Origin of the sequence: Streptomyces phaeoluteigriseus (genome assembly GCF_001896135.2) — a bacterium.
Classification (GTDB): Bacteria; Actinomycetota; Actinomycetes; order Streptomycetales; family Streptomycetaceae; genus Streptomyces; species Streptomyces phaeoluteigriseus.
In genome coordinates this window covers 63425-80733 of record NZ_MPOH02000016.1, presented here as the reverse complement: position 1 = coordinate 80733, position 17309 = coordinate 63425, and the positions used below count along the sequence as shown (strand labels likewise).

At 74.4% G+C, this 17309-nt stretch carries 13 protein-coding genes and 1 pseudogene; 8 read left to right on the top strand and 6 right to left on the bottom strand.

Features of this window, described 5'->3' with window-relative positions:
- Positions 1-64: 64 nt before the first annotated feature.
- On the bottom strand, positions 65-1864 hold the full coding sequence (locus BM536_RS25060) for a thiamine pyrophosphate-requiring protein (protein WP_073495214.1): 1800 nt from the start codon (positions 1862-1864) through the stop codon (positions 65-67).
- A gap of 1156 nt (positions 1865-3020) precedes the next feature.
- On the opposite strand from BM536_RS25060, the pseudogene BM536_RS25055 reads away from it, so the two are divergent.
- Both BM536_RS25055 and BM536_RS25050 read left to right on the top strand, forming a co-directional pair.
- Positions 3021-4035 (top strand): annotated as a pseudogene (locus tag BM536_RS25055) (aminotransferase class I/II-fold pyridoxal phosphate-dependent enzyme); the annotation flags it as partial.
- Positions 4032-5084: an MBL fold metallo-hydrolase gene (locus tag BM536_RS25050; protein WP_073498224.1), complete on the top strand. Its 1053-nt coding sequence runs from the start codon at positions 4032-4034 to the stop codon at positions 5082-5084. The pseudogene BM536_RS25055 and the gene BM536_RS25050, both read left to right, overlap by 4 nt.
- A gap of 176 nt (positions 5085-5260) precedes the next feature.
- On the opposite strand, the gene BM536_RS25045 is transcribed toward BM536_RS25050, so the two are convergent.
- Together BM536_RS25045 and BM536_RS25040 are read right to left on the bottom strand one after the other, a co-directional pair.
- Positions 5261-5887: a DedA family protein gene (locus tag BM536_RS25045; protein ID WP_073498222.1), complete on the bottom strand. Its 627-nt coding sequence runs from the start codon at positions 5885-5887 to the stop codon at positions 5261-5263.
- Positions 5884-6657, bottom strand: coding sequence for an MBL fold metallo-hydrolase (locus BM536_RS25040; protein WP_073498221.1), 774 nt, complete (start codon positions 6655-6657; stop codon positions 5884-5886). The genes BM536_RS25045 and BM536_RS25040 overlap by 4 nt, the downstream gene beginning before the upstream one ends.
- A gap of 84 nt (positions 6658-6741) precedes the next feature.
- Here BM536_RS25040 and BM536_RS25035 point away from each other — a divergent pair, with 84 nt between their 5' ends.
- From BM536_RS25035 to BM536_RS25010, 6 genes are all read left to right on the top strand, one after another.
- Positions 6742-7143 carry a hypothetical protein gene (locus BM536_RS25035; RefSeq protein WP_073498219.1) on the top strand — a complete coding sequence of 134 codons (402 nt, stop codon included), beginning with the start codon at positions 6742-6744 and terminating at the stop codon, positions 7141-7143.
- 132 nt (positions 7144-7275) lie between these two features.
- Positions 7276-9360: a phage holin family protein gene (locus BM536_RS25030; RefSeq protein WP_094103540.1), complete on the top strand. Its 2085-nt coding sequence runs from the start codon at positions 7276-7278 to the stop codon at positions 9358-9360.
- Between the two features lie 87 nt (positions 9361-9447).
- Complete coding sequence (locus tag BM536_RS25025; RefSeq protein WP_073498217.1) at positions 9448-10509, top strand: ATP-binding protein; 1062 nt, start codon at positions 9448-9450, stop codon at positions 10507-10509.
- Positions 10506-12299, top strand: coding sequence for a vWA domain-containing protein (locus BM536_RS25020; RefSeq protein WP_094103539.1), 1794 nt, complete (start codon positions 10506-10508; stop codon positions 12297-12299). The genes BM536_RS25025 and BM536_RS25020 overlap by 4 nt, the downstream gene beginning before the upstream one ends.
- A gap of 65 nt (positions 12300-12364) precedes the next feature.
- Complete coding sequence (locus BM536_RS25015) at positions 12365-12793, top strand: OsmC family protein (protein WP_073498215.1); 429 nt, start codon at positions 12365-12367, stop codon at positions 12791-12793.
- 125 nt (positions 12794-12918) lie between these two features.
- Positions 12919-13674, top strand: coding sequence for a glycerophosphodiester phosphodiesterase family protein (locus tag BM536_RS25010; RefSeq protein ID WP_094103538.1), 756 nt, complete (start codon positions 12919-12921; stop codon positions 13672-13674).
- A gap of 37 nt (positions 13675-13711) precedes the next feature.
- Here the strand turns inward: BM536_RS25010 and BM536_RS25005 are convergent, their stop codons facing one another.
- The 3 genes from BM536_RS25005 to BM536_RS24995 form a co-directional block, all read right to left on the bottom strand.
- Positions 13712-14191 (bottom strand): hypothetical protein, encoded by a 480-nt coding sequence (locus tag BM536_RS25005; protein ID WP_245873760.1) that lies wholly within the window; start codon positions 14189-14191, stop codon positions 13712-13714.
- Entirely contained in the window at positions 14188-15966 is a 1779-nt protein-coding gene (locus tag BM536_RS25000) for a right-handed parallel beta-helix repeat-containing protein (RefSeq protein WP_342748839.1), read from the bottom strand. The genes BM536_RS25005 and BM536_RS25000 overlap by 4 nt, the downstream gene beginning before the upstream one ends.
- A gap of 106 nt (positions 15967-16072) precedes the next feature.
- Positions 16073-16561 (bottom strand): nitrate reductase molybdenum cofactor assembly chaperone, encoded by a 489-nt coding sequence (locus BM536_RS24995; RefSeq protein WP_073498212.1) that lies wholly within the window; start codon positions 16559-16561, stop codon positions 16073-16075.
- Positions 16562-17309: the final 748 nt, after the last annotated feature.

Below are 17309 nucleotides of genomic sequence, written 5' to 3'. Positions count from 1 at the left end.
CCCACCGCGTACCCGGCGGACGGGAACCGACACGAGGTCTCTCCCGCCGGACCCGCGGACGCGGTCACCTCCGCTCGCGCCCCGGCAGGAACTCCTGCACCTTCGCCTTGAACCCCTGCTTCAGCACCGCACCCCCGTCCGGGTCGCCCCGCAGGATCGACGCTGCCGTCGCCTCCATCTGCTCCCAGGTGGCGTGCGGCGGGACCGGCGGCACCGCCGGGTCGGTGACGAACTCCACGACCGCCGGCCCGTCGGCCTCCAGCGCCGCGCGCCAGCCGGCCGCCACGTCCTGCGGCTTCTCCACCCGCACCCCGGTCAGCCCGAGGGACCGGGCGAACGCCGCGTACTGCACGTCCGGCAGCTGCTGCGACGGCAGGAAGGAGGGGGCGCCCCCCATGGCCCGCAGCTCCCACGTCACCTGGTTGAGGTCCTGGTTGTTCCAGACGGCGACGACCAGGCGCCGGTCCGTCCAGCGATCCTGGTACTTCGCCGCCGTGATCAGCTCCGCCAGCCCGTTCATCTGCATCGCCCCGTCCCCGACCAGCGCGATCACCGGCCGGTCCGGATGGGCGAACTTCGCCCCGATCGCGTACGGCACCGCGGAACCCATCGTCGCCAGCGTGCCCGACAGCGAACCGCGCATGTCGCCGCGCATGGTCAGATGCCGCGCGTACCAGTTCGCCACCGAACCGGAGTCGGAGGTGATGATCGCGTCGTCCGGCAGCAGCGGGTCCAGGGCCCGCGCCACGTACTCCGGGTTGATCGGATCGGCCGACACCTGCGCCCGCCGGTCCAGCACGTCATTCCAGTGACGGACGTTGTCGCACACCGTGTCGAACCACTCGCGGCCCCGCGTGTCCTCGGACGTCAGCATCGGGATCAGCCGCCGCAGCGTGTCCCGCGCGTCGCCGACCAGGTTCACCTCGTACGGGTACCGCATCCCGACCATGTGCGGATCGAGGTCGATCTGCACGCCCCGCGCCTTGCCGAACTCCGGCAGGAACTGCGTGTACGGGAAGGAGGAGCCGATCGTCAGCAGGGTGTCGCAGTCACGCATCAGCTCGTACGACGGCCGGGTGCCGAGCAGGCCGATCGAGCCGGTGACGTACGGGAGTTCGTCGCTGAGGACGTCCTTGCCGAGCAGTGCCTTGGCCACGCCCGCGCCGAGCAGAGTGGCGATCCGCTCCACCTCCGCGCGGGCCCCCGCCGCACCCTGGCCGACCAGGATCGCCACCTTGTCGCCGGAGTCGAGGATCTCCGCCGCCCGCCGCAGCGACTCCTCCGACGGCACCGTCGTCCACTCGCTGAGGTCCAGGCTCGACGGCACCATCTTGAACTCGTGCGTGGGCGGCGAGTAGTCCAGCTCCTGCACGTCCCCGGGGATGATGACCGCGGTCGGGCAGCGGCGGGCGTACGCGGTACGGATCGCCCGGTCCAGGACGTTCGGCAACTGCTCGGGGACCGTCACCGTCTCCACGAACTCCGAGGCGACGTCCTTGAACAGCGTGTGCAGGTCGACCTCCTGCTGGTACGAGCCGCCCATCGCGGTGCGGTGCGTCTGGCCCACGATCGCCAGGACCGGCACATGGTCCAGCTTCGCGTCGTACAGGCCGTTGAGGAGGTGGATGGCGCCCGGTCCCGAGGTCGCCGCGCACACGCCGAGACGGCCGCTGAACTTCGCATAGCCGACCGCCTGGAGCGCCGACATCTCCTCGTGCCGGGACTGCACGAAACGCGGCTGGTCCTCGGCCCGGCCCCAGGCGGCGAGGAGTCCGTTGATGCCGTCGCCGGGATAGCCGAAGACCTGCTCCACACCCCACTCGCGCAGCCGTCGCAGGACGTGATCGGAGACCTTGGTGCTCATGGAATGGCCCTCCCTGGGCGTCGAGGCACGGGAACAGGGGCGTGCGTCTGCGTGCCCCCTTGCGAGTGACCCCGCGGGACCGCCGGAAAACCTGGGCGGACGTCTGCCCGCGCGGGCCGGGGCGGACGCGGCACGTTGCTTCGGACGGTGGGCACGCCCGTGGGGCACCGTCTCGCCGCGCTGCCGGCCCGCGAACGGGCGATTGCCTCCCCGCGCTTGTCCGGGGACGTGACGCGCGGTCAGATCGCGGAGGGGGCCGGGGGACTCGCGGACGCACGTCTCCCGGCTGATCGGCCGTTGCTGTATCCGGTCGGCGGAACAGGTCCTCGAAGGGGTGGCGTAGGAGCTGCTCCTCGCTGATCTCGTGGTTCGTTCCCTCCCGGTGGGCGGGTCACCCGAACGGGTGCGGCCGTCCCGCCAATGGACCGTGGCCACGGGCGCCGACGGGCGGGGCGGGCTGTGATGGCCATGGGGCACGGACATGTGCCCCGCAGTCGTCGGCCGAAGGAGCCGTCCCATGCGCCGCACCGCCCGTGTCCTGTCCGTCGCCGCCCTGGCCGGTGCCGTGCTGTCCGGCGTCGCCCCGGCCGCGTCCGCGGACCCGGCGGCGGAGATCAGCCCGGCCACGGCCGCTCCGGGAGGCAGCGTCACCGTCACCGTCACCTGCGACCCGCTCGGCGCGCCCGCCCCCCGGACCATCGAAGCCGTCTCGGACGCCTTCGAGGACGGCACCGTCGAACTCACCCTGGAGCCCGGGGGCGACGAGCTGACCGGCCCCGCCTACCGGGGCACCGCCCGCATCGCCCCGGCCGCGGACCTCGACGTACCGGCCGACGCGGTCGGCACGGACTCCGCCTGGACCGTCGACGGCACCTGCCCGGCACCGCCCGGCGGCGAGGGCGGCCCATGGAGCGCCACCTACGACGTCCCTCGGGCGGGCGGCGCGGGACCGAGCGCACCGAGCGCCTCCAGCGCCCCGGATGTCCCCAGCGCCCCGGACTGCGCCCCGGCGCACGCCGCGGCCTGCGCCACACCCCAGCCGTGCCCGCCCGCCCACACCTACAACCGCATGATGTACGCGACCACCCGCGACTTCCACACGTTCAGCGAGCCCGAGGTGTGGATCGACCGCGGGTGCGTCGGCCGCGCCCGGCGCCCCGCCCTGCTGCTCGCGCTGACCGCCGCCCTCGGCGGCGCGTCCTGGTGCCGCGGCCCTGCGCCGCCTGGTGGGCGCCCTACGCGCGGCTGCTGGGCAGGCCCGTCTTCCATGTGCCCACGCCCGCCGAGTGCGGCGCGTCCCCGACCCGTACGCCCTCCTGGAGACGGTGCGCCGGGTCCGCGCCGAGGGCGGCGACCCGCGGCTGCTGGTGCTGTCCGTCGCCGACGACCCCACCGCCACCGTCGCCCCGCCCGAGGTGCTGCACGAGGCTGTGGAGGCCGCCGCGGGCGAGGGCCTGCACCTGATCAGCGACGAGACCTGGCGCGACACCCTGCACGCCCCGCAGGACGCGGTCCTGGTCAGTCCCGCCGAGATGCTCCCCGACCGGGTCACCGTCGTCAGCGACCTCGCGGGCGCCCTGCTCCCGTCGGGCTGGCCCGCCGCCGTCGCCCGGCTCCCCGACACCGCCACCGGGGACGACCTCCACGCGCGCGTGCTCGACGTCCTCACCGCGCTCGACGCGCGCGTGGCCGCCCCCGTCGCCGCTGCCGCCGCCTTCGCCCTGACCGAACCCGAGCCCGTCACCGCGCGCCTGGAGGCCGCCGTACGGCTGCACGCGGGCGTGGCCGCCGCCGCGCACACCGCCGTCGTCGCCGCGGGCGGCCTCGCGCTGCCGCCGCGCGCCGGCCGGCACCTGTACGCCGACCTCGGGCCGCTGCGCGAGGCGCTGGCCGTGCGGGGTGTCGGCGACGCACAGGACCTGGAGGACCTCCTCACCGCCCGGCTCGGCATGCCCGCGCCGGGCGGCCACCGCTTCGGCGACGACCTGGGGGAACTGCGCGTACGGCTCTCCACGGGCATGCTGCTGGGCGGGACGGACGCGCAGCGCACGCAATGCCTGACGTCGCCCACCCCGTGGGAACTGCCACACGTGCGACGCGCGTTGAACCGTCTGAGGTCGGTCCTCGACGATCTCCGTGACGACGCTCAGCGACGGGAGCCTCCTCGATGACGCAGCAGTCCGAGTCGACCACCCCCACGCCCGTGCGGGACACCGGCACCCCGCCGGTCGTCTCCCCCGTGACCTCCCCCGTCCCGCCACTGGCCGAGCCCCGCCCGCTGGGTGAACACCGAGTGTGGCCGCGCACCTTCCACGACCGGCTGACCGCCCCGCTGCCCGGCCTCAGGGCCCTCGCCCGCTTCGCCCGCGAAGGCGCCGTACGGCCCGGGAGGGAAGGCCTCGCCGACGTCCCGCGGCTGCCCTTCGCGCCCGGCCCGCTGCCCCGCGTCGACACCCGCACGGTCGCCGTCACCTGGGCGGGGCACGCCAGTTGGGTGGTGCGTGTCGGCGGCCTCACCGTCCTGACCGACCCGGTCTGGTCCCGTCGCATCATCGGCACCCCGGCCCGCGTCACCCCCGTCGGCGTGCCGTGGGAGACACTGCCGGCCGTCGACGCCGTCGTCATCAGCCACAACCACTACGACCACCTCGACGCCCCGACCCTGCGCCGACTCCCGCGCGACACACCGGTGTTCGTGCCGGCCGGGCTCGGCCGCTGGTTCCGGCGCCGCCGGTTCGACAGGGTCACCGAGCTGGACTGGTGGGAGGCGGCCGAACTGTCCGGCGTCCGCTTCGACTTCGTACCGGCCCACCACTGGTCCAAGCGCAGCCTCACCGACACCTGCCGCTCCCTGTGGGGCGGCTGGATCCTCACCGACCCCGACGGACAGCGCGTCTACTTCGCGGGCGACACGGGGTACGGCCACTGGTTCTCCCGCATCGGACAGCGCTACCCCGGAATCGACCTGGCGCTGCTGCCGATCGGCGCCTACGACCCCCGCTGGTGGCTCAGCGACGTCCACTGCGATCCGGAGGAGGCGGTACGGGCGGCCCGCGAGGTGGGGGCGCGCCGGATGGCCCCCATGCACTGGGGCACGTTCGTCCTCTCCGCCGAGCCCGTCCTCGAACCCCTCACGCGCGTGCGGGCCGCCTGGCAGAGGGCGGGCCTCGCCCGCGAGGACCTGTGGGACATGCCGGTGGGGGGTTCGCGGGTGTTGTAGGAGTTCACACGGTTCAGGTGGGCGGGCGGCGGTGCCTCAAGGGGCGCGTCACCCGCGGCTCGCGCTACCGCGGCGCGCCGTGCCCCCCGCGGCCCGCCGCGCTACCCGCGACCCGCGCCATCCGCGATCCACGCCACCCACGACCCAGGCCACCCGCGACCCGCGGTGGGCGGTTCTCAGCCGGCCGGCCGCTCACGCAGCCGGCGCCACAGTCCCGGCACCACGCTGACGGCCAGCGTGAGCGCGACCGCCGCCACGACGCCCTGCCACGGCTCCGGGAACAGCGAGCCGCCGAGGATCCCGATCAGCTGGTAGGTCACCGCCCACGCCAGACAGGCCGGCAGGTTCCCCCGCGCGAACCGGCGCAGCGGCCAGTCGGCCATCAGGCACGCCAGCATGACCGGTATGCGGCCCGCGGGCACCAGCCGGGACAGCACCAGCACCGCCGTACCGTGGTCGGCGAGCTTCTCCTGGGCCCCGGCGAGCCGCTCCTCCGGAGCCCGCGACCGGATCGCCGCCAGCCAGCGCGAGCCGTTCCTCGACCGCATCCCGCGCCGGCCCAGCCAGTACAGCGCCGCGTCCCCGCAGAACGCGGCCAGCGACGCCGTCACGAACACCAGCGCCAGCGCGAAGGGCGCCGTCTGGTGGAAGGCGACCACGGCCGCCGAACTCACCAACGCCCCCGTCGGCACCACCGGCACCAGCGCGCCGATCAGCACCAACAGGAACAACGAGGGGTAACCGAGCGCCTGTTGTGTGGACTCCGCCGGTCCGAGCGTCGTGACGGCGGCCAGCGTCATCATCGGGGGACCTCGGGGCGCACGCTCTCCCCGTGTGCGAGCCGGTGCACCACCACGCCCGGCGCGCGCTCCGCCGCCAGGCGCACGAACTCCTCGCCCGGCGCATGGAATTCATGGGGGCGCACGGCGTCCATCCCGATCGGCCAGTACGTGCCGTAGTGCACCGGCACCGCGCTGCGCGGCGCCAGCCGGGCCAGCGCCTCCGCGGCCCGCCCCGCGTCCAGGTGCCCCTCACCGAGGTACGGCCCCCAGCCGCCCACCGGCAGCAGAGCCACGTCGACCTGCCCCACCTCCTCGGCCATCGACTCGAACAGGCCGGTGTCCCCGGCGAAGTACGTCCGCGCCTCGCCCTCCACGACGTACCCGAGCGCGGGGGAGTGGTGCCGCCCGACCGGCAGCCGTCGACCGTCGTGCTGCGCGGGTACGGCCCGTACGCGCAGGCCGCCGACGGTCGTCTCGTCGCCCGGCGCCATCTCGGTCAGCCGCAGGTGCGCGAGGCGCCGCAGGCCCGGGACGGCGCGCGGCGCACCGCGGGGCACCAGCAGGCGCGTGCCCGGCGCGAGGCGCGCCAGCGAGGGAATGTGCAGATGATCGGAGTGCAGATGCGACACCAGCGCCACGTCCGCGCGCCAGGCGTCCGGCGTGGGCAACGCCCCCCGGCGCCGCCGCAGATGCGCCAGCCGACGGGCGAACAGGGGATCGGTCAGCACACGGACGTCCGCATCCGTGATCGTGCAGGTGGCGTGACCCCACCAGGTGATCTCCACCGGCACCTCTCTGCCCCCTTCGCGCGACTCCCCCGAAGCCTACGGGCAGGAGTAGGGTCGGCGGCGAAACCCGGAGGTGAGGGGGACGCCATGGGACCGGTGCGGGTCACGGCGATCGCGAGTCTGACGCCGCTGGAGGAGCTGGACGCCGATCCCTTCCTGGTGGACTCCCGCAGCCAGCACGCGATGTGCGCGCGGTGGGCCGCCGAACGGGGCTACGTCGTCAGCCGGGAGCTGCTGGTCCGCGGACTGCGGTCGGACCACTGCGTGCTGTGGGACGGCGTCAGACCCGGCGTCGACCTCTTCGTCGCGCCCAGCCGGCGGGTCCTGGAGAGCGCCCTGTCGTCCGTGGAGGAGTTCGCCGAGGAGTGCGCGCGGCGGGGCGTGCGGGTGGAGACGGTGGGCGTCGCCGAACCCGCCTACGACGCGCAGATGAAGGCGCGGGTGCACCGCAGGCTGTCCATGCCGACGGCCGGCTACGACGGGCGTTGACCGCGTCGCCTCGCGACTCCCGCGCGAGCTGTCGTGGCTCTCCGTGTCCGGCCGGCTCCGTCCCCGCGTATGACAGGGTGGACGGGCAGAGGGCCGCATCGACGACGGGCCGGAACGTGAGGTGTACGGGGCGTGGGTGAGGGGCGTTGGCGGCGGGCCGTCAGTCAGGCCGGGCGGAGCGTCGCGGTGTGGGGCGTGTCCACGGTCACGATGCTGGTGCTCGCGGGGATCCTGCCGGACTTCCGGCTCCAGTCGCCGGACGGGGACAGCGCCACCACGATCGCCGTCACCGCGGCTGCCGGGGCCGGTGTCTTCGGTGTGCTGTCGGCGCTGGCCTGGCCGCTGCTGGTCCGGCTGCTGCTGCTCGTGCCGGCGCTCGTCCTCGGCCTGCTGGTGTTCTTCCTCAACGGCTCGCTGCTGCTGCTCGCCCTGCGGCTGAATCCGTCCGGGCAGAGCGAGGCCGCCCCCGAGACCGCCGTCATCGTCGCCGCCGTGATGTCCGCCGTCGCCTCCGCGACCGGCGGCGCCCTGGCCGTCCGTGACGACGACGCCTACCGGCGCCGTCTGTACCGCCTGGCCGACCGCCGCCGCAGAGGCGGCCCGGCCTGCCCCGCCACCCACGGCACCGTCTTCATCCAGCTCGACGGGGTCGGCCACGACGTACTGGCCGCGGCCGTCGGCAAGGGGCTGATGCCGACCGTCGCCAGGTGGCTGGGCGCCCGCCCGGACACGGCGGCCCGCCGCCCCACCCACCGCCTCACCCCCTGGCGCACCGACTGGTCCAGCCAGACCGGCGCCAGCCAGCTCGGCATCCTGCACGGCAGCAACTTCGACGTGCCCGCGTTCCGCTGGTACGAGAAGGAGAGCCGGGAGGTGATGGTCTGCAACCGTCCGACCAGCGCCGCCGAACTCCAGCGCCGGGCCGTGGAACGCGCCGGCGACAGCGGGCTGCTCGCCGCCGACGGCGCCAGCCGCGGCAACCTCTTCGGCGGCGGCGCCGGCGAACAGGCCCTCGTCCTCTCCATCGCCGTGGGCCGCCGTAGCAGCGCGACCCGTTCCCGGGCCGGATACTTCGCGTACTTCTCCGATCCGGCCAACGCCGTGCGCACCGCACTGTCCTTCGTGGCGGAGGCGGGCCGGGAGATCGGGCAGTCCACCCGCGCCCGGCTGCGCAAGCAGCGCCCGCGGGTGGCCCGCGGCGGCCTGTACCCGTTCATCCGCGCGTTCGCGACCGTCGTCGAGCGGGACGTCGTCGTCGCCGCGGTGACGGGCGACATGCTCGCCGGCCGCAGCGCCGTCTACGCCGACCTGGTCGCCTACGACGAGGTGGCGCACCACTCCGGGCCGCTCGGCCGCGACACCGAGCAGGTCCTCGCCCGCCTCGACCGCTCCCTGGCGCTCATCGAGAACGTCGCCGAGCACGCCCCGCGGCCGTACCGCGTCGTCGTCCTGTCCGACCACGGGCAGAGCCCCGGCGAGACCTTCCGTGCCCGCTACGGCCTGACCCTCGGCGACCTGGTCCGGGCCGGCTGCGGGCTGCCCGTACCGCGCCGGGCGCGCCGTACCCACAGCGGCGCCGAGGCCCGCGCGGCCGTCCGGGCCGCGCTGCGCAGGCCCGTCGAGGAGGGCGGCGAACAGTACCGCCCGTCGCGCCGCTCGGAGCCGATCGTGCTCGCCTCCGGCAACCTCGGCCTGGTCTCCTTCCCCGACGTGCCGCACCGGATGAGCAAGGAGGAGATCGACGCCCGCCACCCCGCGCTGCTCACCACGCTCGCCAACCACCCCGGCATCGGCTTTCTCCTGGTGCGCAGTGAGGAGCACGGCGGGGTCGTCCTCGGCGCGTACGGCGCGGAGATCCCCGTCGACCGGCTCGACGAGGAGCCCGGTCCGCTGGCCGGCTTCGGTCCGGGGGCCGCCGAGGCCGTGCGCCGCACGCACTCCTTCCCGCACACCGCCGACATCATGGTCAACTCCTTCCACGACCCCGCCGACGGCGAGGTCCTCGCCTTCGAGGAGCAGATCGGCTCCCACGGCGGCCTCGGTGGCGCCCAGTCGAAGCCGTTCCTGCTGTCCCCCCTCGCGCTGTCCGCGCCGGCCGAGGACGGCGCGGACCTGGTCGGCGCGGAGCAGGTCCACCGCGTACTGCGCCGCTGGCTGCGCGAGTCGGCCGGGCCCCAGGTGCCGTCGGAGAGGGCGCCGAAGGAGCGGGCCGCCTGAAATTCGGCTGCGACGACAGAGCCGTACGCACACACTGTTCGTGAATCGCGCACTCGCGCGCCCGCTCGGACACCCAGGAGTCGCTGCGTGCAGGCAGCCGTCACCGTCACGCCCTCCCGCATCCCCGAACTGCTTCTCGGTCTGGCCACCGTGCGCCCGGTCTTCCTCTGGGGTGCCCCCGGCATCGGAAAGTCCTCCCTGGTGCGGGACTTCGCCGCGTCCCTCGGGCTGGAGTGCGTGAGCCTGCTCGGCACCCAGCTGGCGCCCGAGGACCTGATCGGCGTGCCGCAGATCCGCGACGGGCGCTCGGTGTTCTGCCCGCCGGAGGCGATCGCCCGCGACGAGCCGTACTGCCTGTTCCTGGACGAACTGAACGCGGCCGGCCCCGACGTGCAGAAGGCGTTCTACTCGCTGATCCTGGACCGCCGCATCGGGAACTACGAACTGCCGAAGGGCTCCATCGTCATCGGCGCCGGCAACCGGGCCACCGACAACGCCCTCGCCCGCCCCATCGCCTCCGCACTCGTCAACCGCCTCACCCACGTCCACCTGGAGGCCTCCGCCAAGGACTGGCTGATCTGGGCGGCGGACAACGGCATCCACCCGTGGGTCCTGGACCACCTCACCGACCGGCCCGACCACCTGTGGTCCAAGCCGCCGAAGACCGAGGAGCCCTTCTCCACGCCCCGCTCCTGGCACATGCTCTCCGACGCGCTCCACTCCTTCGGCCAAGGCCTCGACGAGGACACCCTGAAGGTCCTCGCGCACGGCACGCTGACCCCCGCGCACGCCACCGCCTTCTGCGGCTACGTCAAGATCGTCCGCAGCCGGTACGGCATCGAGGCCGTCATCAAGGGCGACGCCCCCTGGCCGCACCGCATCGAGGACCGCGACCTGCTCTACTACCTCGCCGAGTCGTTCCGCGGCCGGCTGGTGAAGGAACTGCCCGCCGTCAAGGAGCACATGCCGGCGAGCGGCCGGCAGACCGCCCACCGCGCCAAGTCCCTGCTCGTGCAGCTCGCCGAGATATCCGTGGAGGTCGCCCAGACCGTCATCGCCTCGGACGCCGACGGCAACCCCGTGCTGCCCGCCTGGTTCCTGGTCGAGGCGGCCCGGGACATGCCCCGGCTGGTGGAGGCGCGGCGATGAGCCGCGGTGGTCGCGGCAGGAAGAAGCGCGACCTGGCGGGGGAGGCGTTCGCGGAGGGGATGCGGCTGGTGCGTGCCAACCCGGCGCTGGCCGCCGTCGACTTCTCCGTCTGCCGCCACCCGGACTGCACCCTCGCGCCCCGGGACGGGCTCCTCGCCGTCCACTCCAGCGGCCAGGTCCACGCGCACCCCGACCGGCTCGCCGAGCCCGCCCTGTGGGCCTGGTCGCTCGCCCACGCCGCCCTGCACCTCGGCTTCGGGCACCTGCCGATCGCGCGGGGCGAGCGCGTCCAGCCCGACCGCCACGACCTCGCCGCACGCTGCGCGGTCGTCAACCGCTTCCTGCTCACGTTCCCCATCGGCCGAGCTCCCGACCACCTGCCGTCGGCCTACCCGGACGGCGACGAGGAACAGCTCGCCGAGCGCTGGCGCCGCACCGGGCTCCCACCCGCCTACGCCCACTGCGGGACGGCGGGCGGGGAGCCCGACCAGGTGCTGCTGGCGTGGGACGGCCTGGGCAGCCCCCACGACTGGCAGCTGGCCTTCGCCACCGCCCTGACCCGGACCGTGTCCGCCGCGATGGACATGGCCGGCGGCCGCCGTGACTCCCTCGACGGCGAGGCGCCCGGCCGGCAACCCTGGGAACGGGCCCTGGCCTGGTTCATCACCTCCTACCCGCTGCTGGGCGGCATCGCGGCCGGCATCAAGCTCGTCGCCGACGCCGAACTGGCCCGCGCCCACGGCATCTCCGTCGCCGCCGTGAACGCCGAGGCGGGCGAGATCTACGTCAACCCGCTGCGCACGTTCGAGGACGAGGAATGGCGGTTCGTCCTCGCCCACGAGATGCTGCACGCCGCCCTGCGCCACGGCGACCGCTGCGGCACCCGCGACCCGTACCTCTTCAACGTCGCCTGCGACTACGTCATCAACGCCTGGCTGCGCGAGATGCAGGTCGGCACCATGCCCGAAGGCCTGCTGTACGACCGGGCCCTGGAAGGCCTGTCCGCGGAGGAGGTCTACGACCGGATCGCGGGCGACCTGCGCCGCATGCGCCGCCTGTCCACCCTGCGCGGCAAGGGAGTCGGCGACATCCTCGGTGCCCCGCTCGGCCCGCCCGGCCACTACGTCGACCTCGACGGCTTCTACCGGCGCGGCCTGGCCCAGGGCCTGGACCTGCACGAACGCCAGGAACGCGGTTACCTGCCCGGTGGTCTGGTCGAGGACATCCGCGCCCTCAGCCACCCGCCCCTGCCCTGGGACGCCCGACTCGCCCGCTGGTTCGACGAGTTCGTGCCCCGCCCCCAGCCGGTGCGCTCCTACGCCCGGCCCTCCCGCCGGCAGTCCTCCACCCCCGACATCGCGCGCGCGGGCCGGTACTTCCCGCCCGAGGAGATCGCCCGCTGCACCTTCGGCGCCGTCCTGGACACCTCCGGCTCGATGGACCGCACCCTCCTCGGCAAGGCGCTCGGCGCCATCGCCTCCTACGCCGAGGCCCGCGACGTACCCGCCGCCCGGGTCGTGTTCTGCGACGCGGCCCCGCACGACGCCGGCTACCTGCCGGTCACCGAGATCGCCGGCCGGGTCCGCGTGCACGGCCGCGGCGGCACGGTCCTCCAGCCCGGCATCGACCTCCTGCACCGGGCGGACGACTTCCCCCGCGGCGCGCCCGTCCTCGTCATCACCGACGGCTGGTGCGACGTCCTGCGCGTCCGGCGCGAGCACGCCTACCTCATCCCGCAGGGCCGTCACCTGCCGTTCACCCCTGGCGGGCCGGTCTTCCGAGTGCGGTGACGGCGAGTGTGATCGGATGGGCCCGGAAACCCGTCCTACGGGAAAACCATGCGAAAGGAAGAACCGTGGCCACCACGCGCTCCGCACACACCGTCTGGGAAGGCAGCCTGATCGAGGGGAACGGGGTCGTCACCTTCGACTCCTCCGGTGCCATCGACGAGCAGCCCGTGACGTGGGCCGCCCGCACCCAGGAGGCGAACGGGAAGACCAGCCCGGAGGAGCTGATCGCCGCCGCCCACTCCAGCTGCTTCTCCATGGCGTTCTCGCACGCCTTGGCCGGTGCCGGCACCCCGCCCACCAAGCTGGTCACCTCGGCGGACGTCACCTTCCAGCCGGGCGAGGGCATCACGGGCGTCCACCTCACGGTGGAGGGCACCGTGCCGGGCCTCGACAACGACGCGTTCGTCGCCGCCGCCGAGGAGGCCAAGGTCAACTGCCCGGTCTCGCAGGCGCTGAAGGCCGTGCCGATCACCCTGTCCGCCAAGCTGGCCTGAGCCGCCGGACACCCGGCCGGTCGCGCGCCCCGCACGACCGGCCGGGTGCCGGGGTCTCCCCGTGCGGGTTTCCCCGATCCAGGCTTTCCCCCGTCCAGGTTCCGGCGCGTCCACCAGGAGGACGCATGACCCGACCCGCCGTCTCCGCCCACCGCGGCGGCAGCGAACACCGCACGGCCGCCACCCTCGAGGCCTACGAGGACGCGCTCTCCTCGGGCGCCGAGTACGCCGAGTTCGACATCCGGCGCACCGCCGACGGCGTGTTCGTCGTCCACCACGACCCGCGCGCCGGGCGGACCGGACCGCCGCTGTCCCGGATCACGTACGCCGAACTGCGCGCGCGCTCCGCATCCGCCGTGCCCCTCGTCGAGGAGGTCATGGCGCTGCTCGCGGGCAAGCTGATCGGGCACCTGGACCTGAAGGAGACCGGTCACGAGCGGGAGTTGACCGACCTCGCGGTGGCTCTGCTGGGCCGGGACGGCTTCGTCGCCACGACGCTGGAGGACCGCTCCGTCGCCGCGATCACCCGCGCCTTCCCCGGTGTGCGCACCGCGCTGTCGCTGGGACGCGACCGCCGGGAGGTCGCGACGGCCCGGCTGGCCGGGACCCGCGCGAGCGAGCTGTTCCCGCTGCGGCGCCTGCGGGCCTGCGGCGCGCACGGCGTCGCCGTCCATCACCGGCTCGCGCGCGCCACCGTACTGCGCGGGGCGGCCCGGCACGGCCTGTTCACGCTGGTGTGGACGGTCAACGACGACGCCGGACTGCGGACCTTCCTGGCCGATCCCCGGGTGGACGTGCTGGTCACGGACCGGCCGTGGCACGCGGTGCGGCTGCGCGGCGAACCGCGCCGGGACCTGCCGGTGGGCGGCCCGCCCCGGTGAACCCGCGGGTGCCGCCACCGCCGCCCACCGTCGGCCCTCAGACCAGCCCGGCCAGGCTCCCGATCACCGACTGAGCCCACTCCTGGGCCCCGATCGCCGTGCCGGCCGCGACGCCGGTGGCGACGGGGGCCAGGGCTCCCTTGAGGCCGTTCACCGCGCGGCGGAGCCTGCGCTCCTCGGGCGGCTGCGGGCCGGTGATCTCCGCCAGGACCTCCTGGGCCGCGGCCTCGGCGTCCTCGCGGTCCCGGTCCGTGAGACCGGCCTCGGGCAACTGCCGCAGCAGATCGCTCACCAGCGCCGCGAGGGCCTCGAAGCCGGGGGCGACCGCGGTGTTGTTCTGCTGGTTCTGGGTGACGGACCGGTTGTTCCACGCCAACTGGGCTCCGGAGACGGGGTCGTTGAAGACCGGGCCGTGGTAGTTGTGCACCTGCCGCCCGTCGCCGCTGGGGTTGCCGCTGGGGTTGCCGCTGTGGTTGCCGGTGGGGTTGCCGGTGGGATCGGTCGTGGGGTCGCTCATGGGGTGGCTCCGTTCTGGTCGTCGTGTTCCTGGATGACCTGCTGGACGACCTGTGGGGTGGCTCGCGGAGTGACCTGCGCAGTGGACTGCGAGGCGTCCTGCTGGATGATCTGCTGCGTGATCCGGTCGTTGTTCCACGCCAGGTGCACCCCGTGCACGGCCGCGTTGAAGACCGGGCCGTGGTAGTGGTTGTTGACGACCTGCACCGGAGCCGGGGCCGGTTCGGGGACCCGTTCGACGACCGGGCGTGACGTGTGCAGCGACACCAGGTCGACGCGGCCGTTGTGCTGCACGCCCACCCCTCGGGTGCCGGTCACGGAGCAGTTCACCAGCCGGCCGCCGCCCGACTCGTCGAAGGTGACCCCGGCTGCCGCGCAGTCGTCGAACCGGCTGTCGGCGACATCGACGTACGCGGACTCGGTGCCGCACAGGCCGAACGCCTCCGAGCCGGTGACGGTGAGGTTGCGGGCGACGAGCCTCGCCCTGCCGAACGCGACGGCCCCGCCGGCCCGCGTCGCCGAGACCTCGCAGTCCTGGATCTGCAGAAACGCTTCCTCGCCGACGCCGAAGCCCAGCAGTCCGCGCTCCGCCGAGACGCGGGTGAGAGTGACCCGGGCCTCGCCCGTGACCGCCACGGCGGCCATGTCGAAGCCGGCGATCCGCACGTCGGTGAGCTGGGCCGTCGTAGCGCCGTTGCCCCGGACCTCCAGGCCCGCCGGGCAGCGCTCCACACGGGTCCGCTCGAACACCGCCCTGGATTCGTCGAACACACGCAGGGCGGCACCCGCCAGGTCCTCGACGACGACGTCCGTGAAGTGTCCCCGGGCCTTGTCGACGACGGCGACCCCGACGTTGCCGCCCGCGACGCGGCAGCCGTTCACCCGGGGAGCGCCGCCGTTGGTGGAGAACAAGGACACACTGCCCGCGTTCAGGACCTCGCAGCTCTCGAAGGTGCCCCGGCCCGTGGTCTGCACGTTGATGCCGGTGTCGCGGCAGTCGGCGAACACGCAGTCGCGCACCACCGGGTCGGCGCCGCTCGCGACCCCGATCCCGTGTTCGGCGTCGGAGACGCGCACGTCCCGCACGAGGCCGCGGGACTGCTCGATGAACATCACCGCCTCCGCGTGCACGGAGTCCACCCGGCAGCCCGCCATGGTCAGTTCGGCCCGGGTGTCGGCCATGACGGCCGCCTTCTCGGTGCCGGTCAGCGCGCATCCGACGAGTTCCGCCCACGCGTCACTGACCCGGACCCCGTGGATCCGGCTGCCCTCGAACCGGCTGTCCCGGACCGAGACGCGGGCTCCCTCGATCACCGCGAGCGCGTTGTCGGCGGCGTCGTGGAAACCGCACCGCTCGATGGTTCCGGCGGCTCCGGCGAACAGGGTGCGGCCGTAACGGAACACACAGTCCGTCAGCGCCACGCGGGTTCCCCGCCGGGCGTGCACACAGACCCCGCCGTGCGCCCGCACCTCCGTGTGCTCCAGCGCCAGGGTTCCCCCGAGGCAGTCGACGACATCCGCCTCGCGGCCGACCAGGAGGAGACCGCGGACCCGGACCGTGCCGAAGGCGTCGAGCACGGTTCCCTGCGGGGGGCTCACCAGGACCGAGCCGGGTCCGCCCATGCCGGTCAGCTCCACCTCGCCGCGTACGGTGAGGGATTCCTCGTAGTGGCCGGGCGCGATCTCGATCAGGGCCGGGCCGTGCCGCTCGGCGGCGGCCCGCAGCGCGGACGAGATGTCGGGGTGCGCACGACGACCGCCGTGCGGTGCGACCACGTACCTCCTGACCATGCCCGCCTTCCCCCGCAGCGCCCCGGAAGTCTCCCTGATCCGCAGCGGCCGATGCTACCGGAGGGGTCGGTGTCCCGGCGGGGTCATGGGTTCACGGCTCGGTGTACACGGTCGGCAGTGCGGCGCATACGGCATTCAGGACGGACGCGTACGGTGTGCCGTGGTCGGCGAGCTGCGAGCGAAGCCGTTCCAGGCCCGCGCGGTGCCCGGTGAGCAGGCCGGTGTCGCCGGTGCGGGCGGTGAACTCCAGGACCGAGGGCAGGAAGTCGGGCAGTTCGTCGCCGGTGAACTCCAGCCCGTGCCGCCGGTAGAGGCCGGTGAGGCGGGCCGGTGACATGCGGTCCCGCCGGGCGCCCTCCTCGTACCACCGGCTCAGATGCAGGCCGCTCCGGTCCTCGGAGTGGAAGACCCGCACGTAGTGCTCCGCCAGCTCCGGCCGCGGTGTCACGGCCGCGTGGTCGGTGAACTCCCGCAGGGGCGGCGCCGCTTCACGCAACAGGGGCAGCCGTGCGTACAGATCGTCATCGGGGTACGTCAGGCAGAGCGCGGCCGCCTGGTACAGCACGGCATCCGAGGGCATCACGCCTCCTTCGGGGGGCACCCGCGCGACGGAGCCGGGGCCGGCGCCGGGGCCGGGGCGGAGGCCAGGGGCGAAGCCGCGCCCGGCGGTTCGGTGGGCTGCGGCTCGGTGGGCTGCGGTTCGCTGCGCGGCGCTCCGGTGTGCGGCGGTCCGGCGGGCGGTGTCCGGGTCTCGGTCATGGGGGGCTCCCTTGCTCGGCCCTGTCCCCGAACCTAGGGGCGGGCGAGGGAGCGCACCCGCCCACGGCGCCCGTACGGGTCAACGCGGACCAGCACCCCGGGGCCTCGGGCCACGCCCACCCGGAGCCTGGTACGGGGTGCCGGGCACGTGGAGCCGGACACGCGGAGCCCACACCTGGCGCCCGGTACGTGGCACTGGCACCCGGCACTCGGAGCCCGGCGCGGGGCGTCGCCACCTGGAGCCCCCGCCCGTACGGGTCACCCCGGGCCGGCACCCCGGGGCCTCGGGCCTCGCCGCCCGCAGCCTGGCACGTGGCGCCCGGCACGTGGGCTCGGGCACCCGGAGCCGGGTACGGGGCCCATACCTGGAGCCGGTACGTGGCACCGGCCCCCGGCCCCCGGAGCCCGGCGCGGGGCGCCCACACCTGGAGCCCCCGCCCGTACGGGGCATCCGGGGCCGGCGCCGACGGAGCCCCCGTGGCTCCTCGGCGCCGGCTTTGCCGGACGGGAGGTCAGTCCGTCGCGATGGCGTTCAGGACGTTCATCCGGCCCGCCCGGAACGCCGGGAT

Excerpts from the sequence above, each read along its gene's own strand:
- BM536_RS24995 (WP_073498212.1), bottom strand. The coding sequence starts at position 16,561 with ATGCCCTCGGATGCCGTGCTGTACCAGGCGGCCGCGCTCTGCCTGACG.
- BM536_RS25005 (WP_245873760.1), bottom strand. The coding sequence starts at position 14,191 with ATGAGCGACCCCACGACCGATCCCACCGGCAACCCCACCGGCAACCAC.
- BM536_RS25045 (WP_073498222.1), bottom strand. The coding sequence starts at position 5,887 with ATGATGACGCTGGCCGCCGTCACGACGCTCGGACCGGCGGAGTCCACA.
- BM536_RS25035 (WP_073498219.1), top strand. The coding sequence starts at position 6,742 with ATGGGACCGGTGCGGGTCACGGCGATCGCGAGTCTGACGCCGCTGGAG.
- BM536_RS25050 (WP_073498224.1), top strand. The coding sequence starts at position 4,032 with ATGACGCAGCAGTCCGAGTCGACCACCCCCACGCCCGTGCGGGACACC.
- BM536_RS25010 (WP_094103538.1), top strand. The coding sequence starts at position 12,919 with ATGACCCGACCCGCCGTCTCCGCCCACCGCGGCGGCAGCGAACACCGC.
- BM536_RS25020 (WP_094103539.1), top strand. The coding sequence starts at position 10,506 with ATGAGCCGCGGTGGTCGCGGCAGGAAGAAGCGCGACCTGGCGGGGGAG.
- BM536_RS25060 (WP_073495214.1), bottom strand. The coding sequence starts at position 1,864 with ATGAGCACCAAGGTCTCCGATCACGTCCTGCGACGGCTGCGCGAGTGG.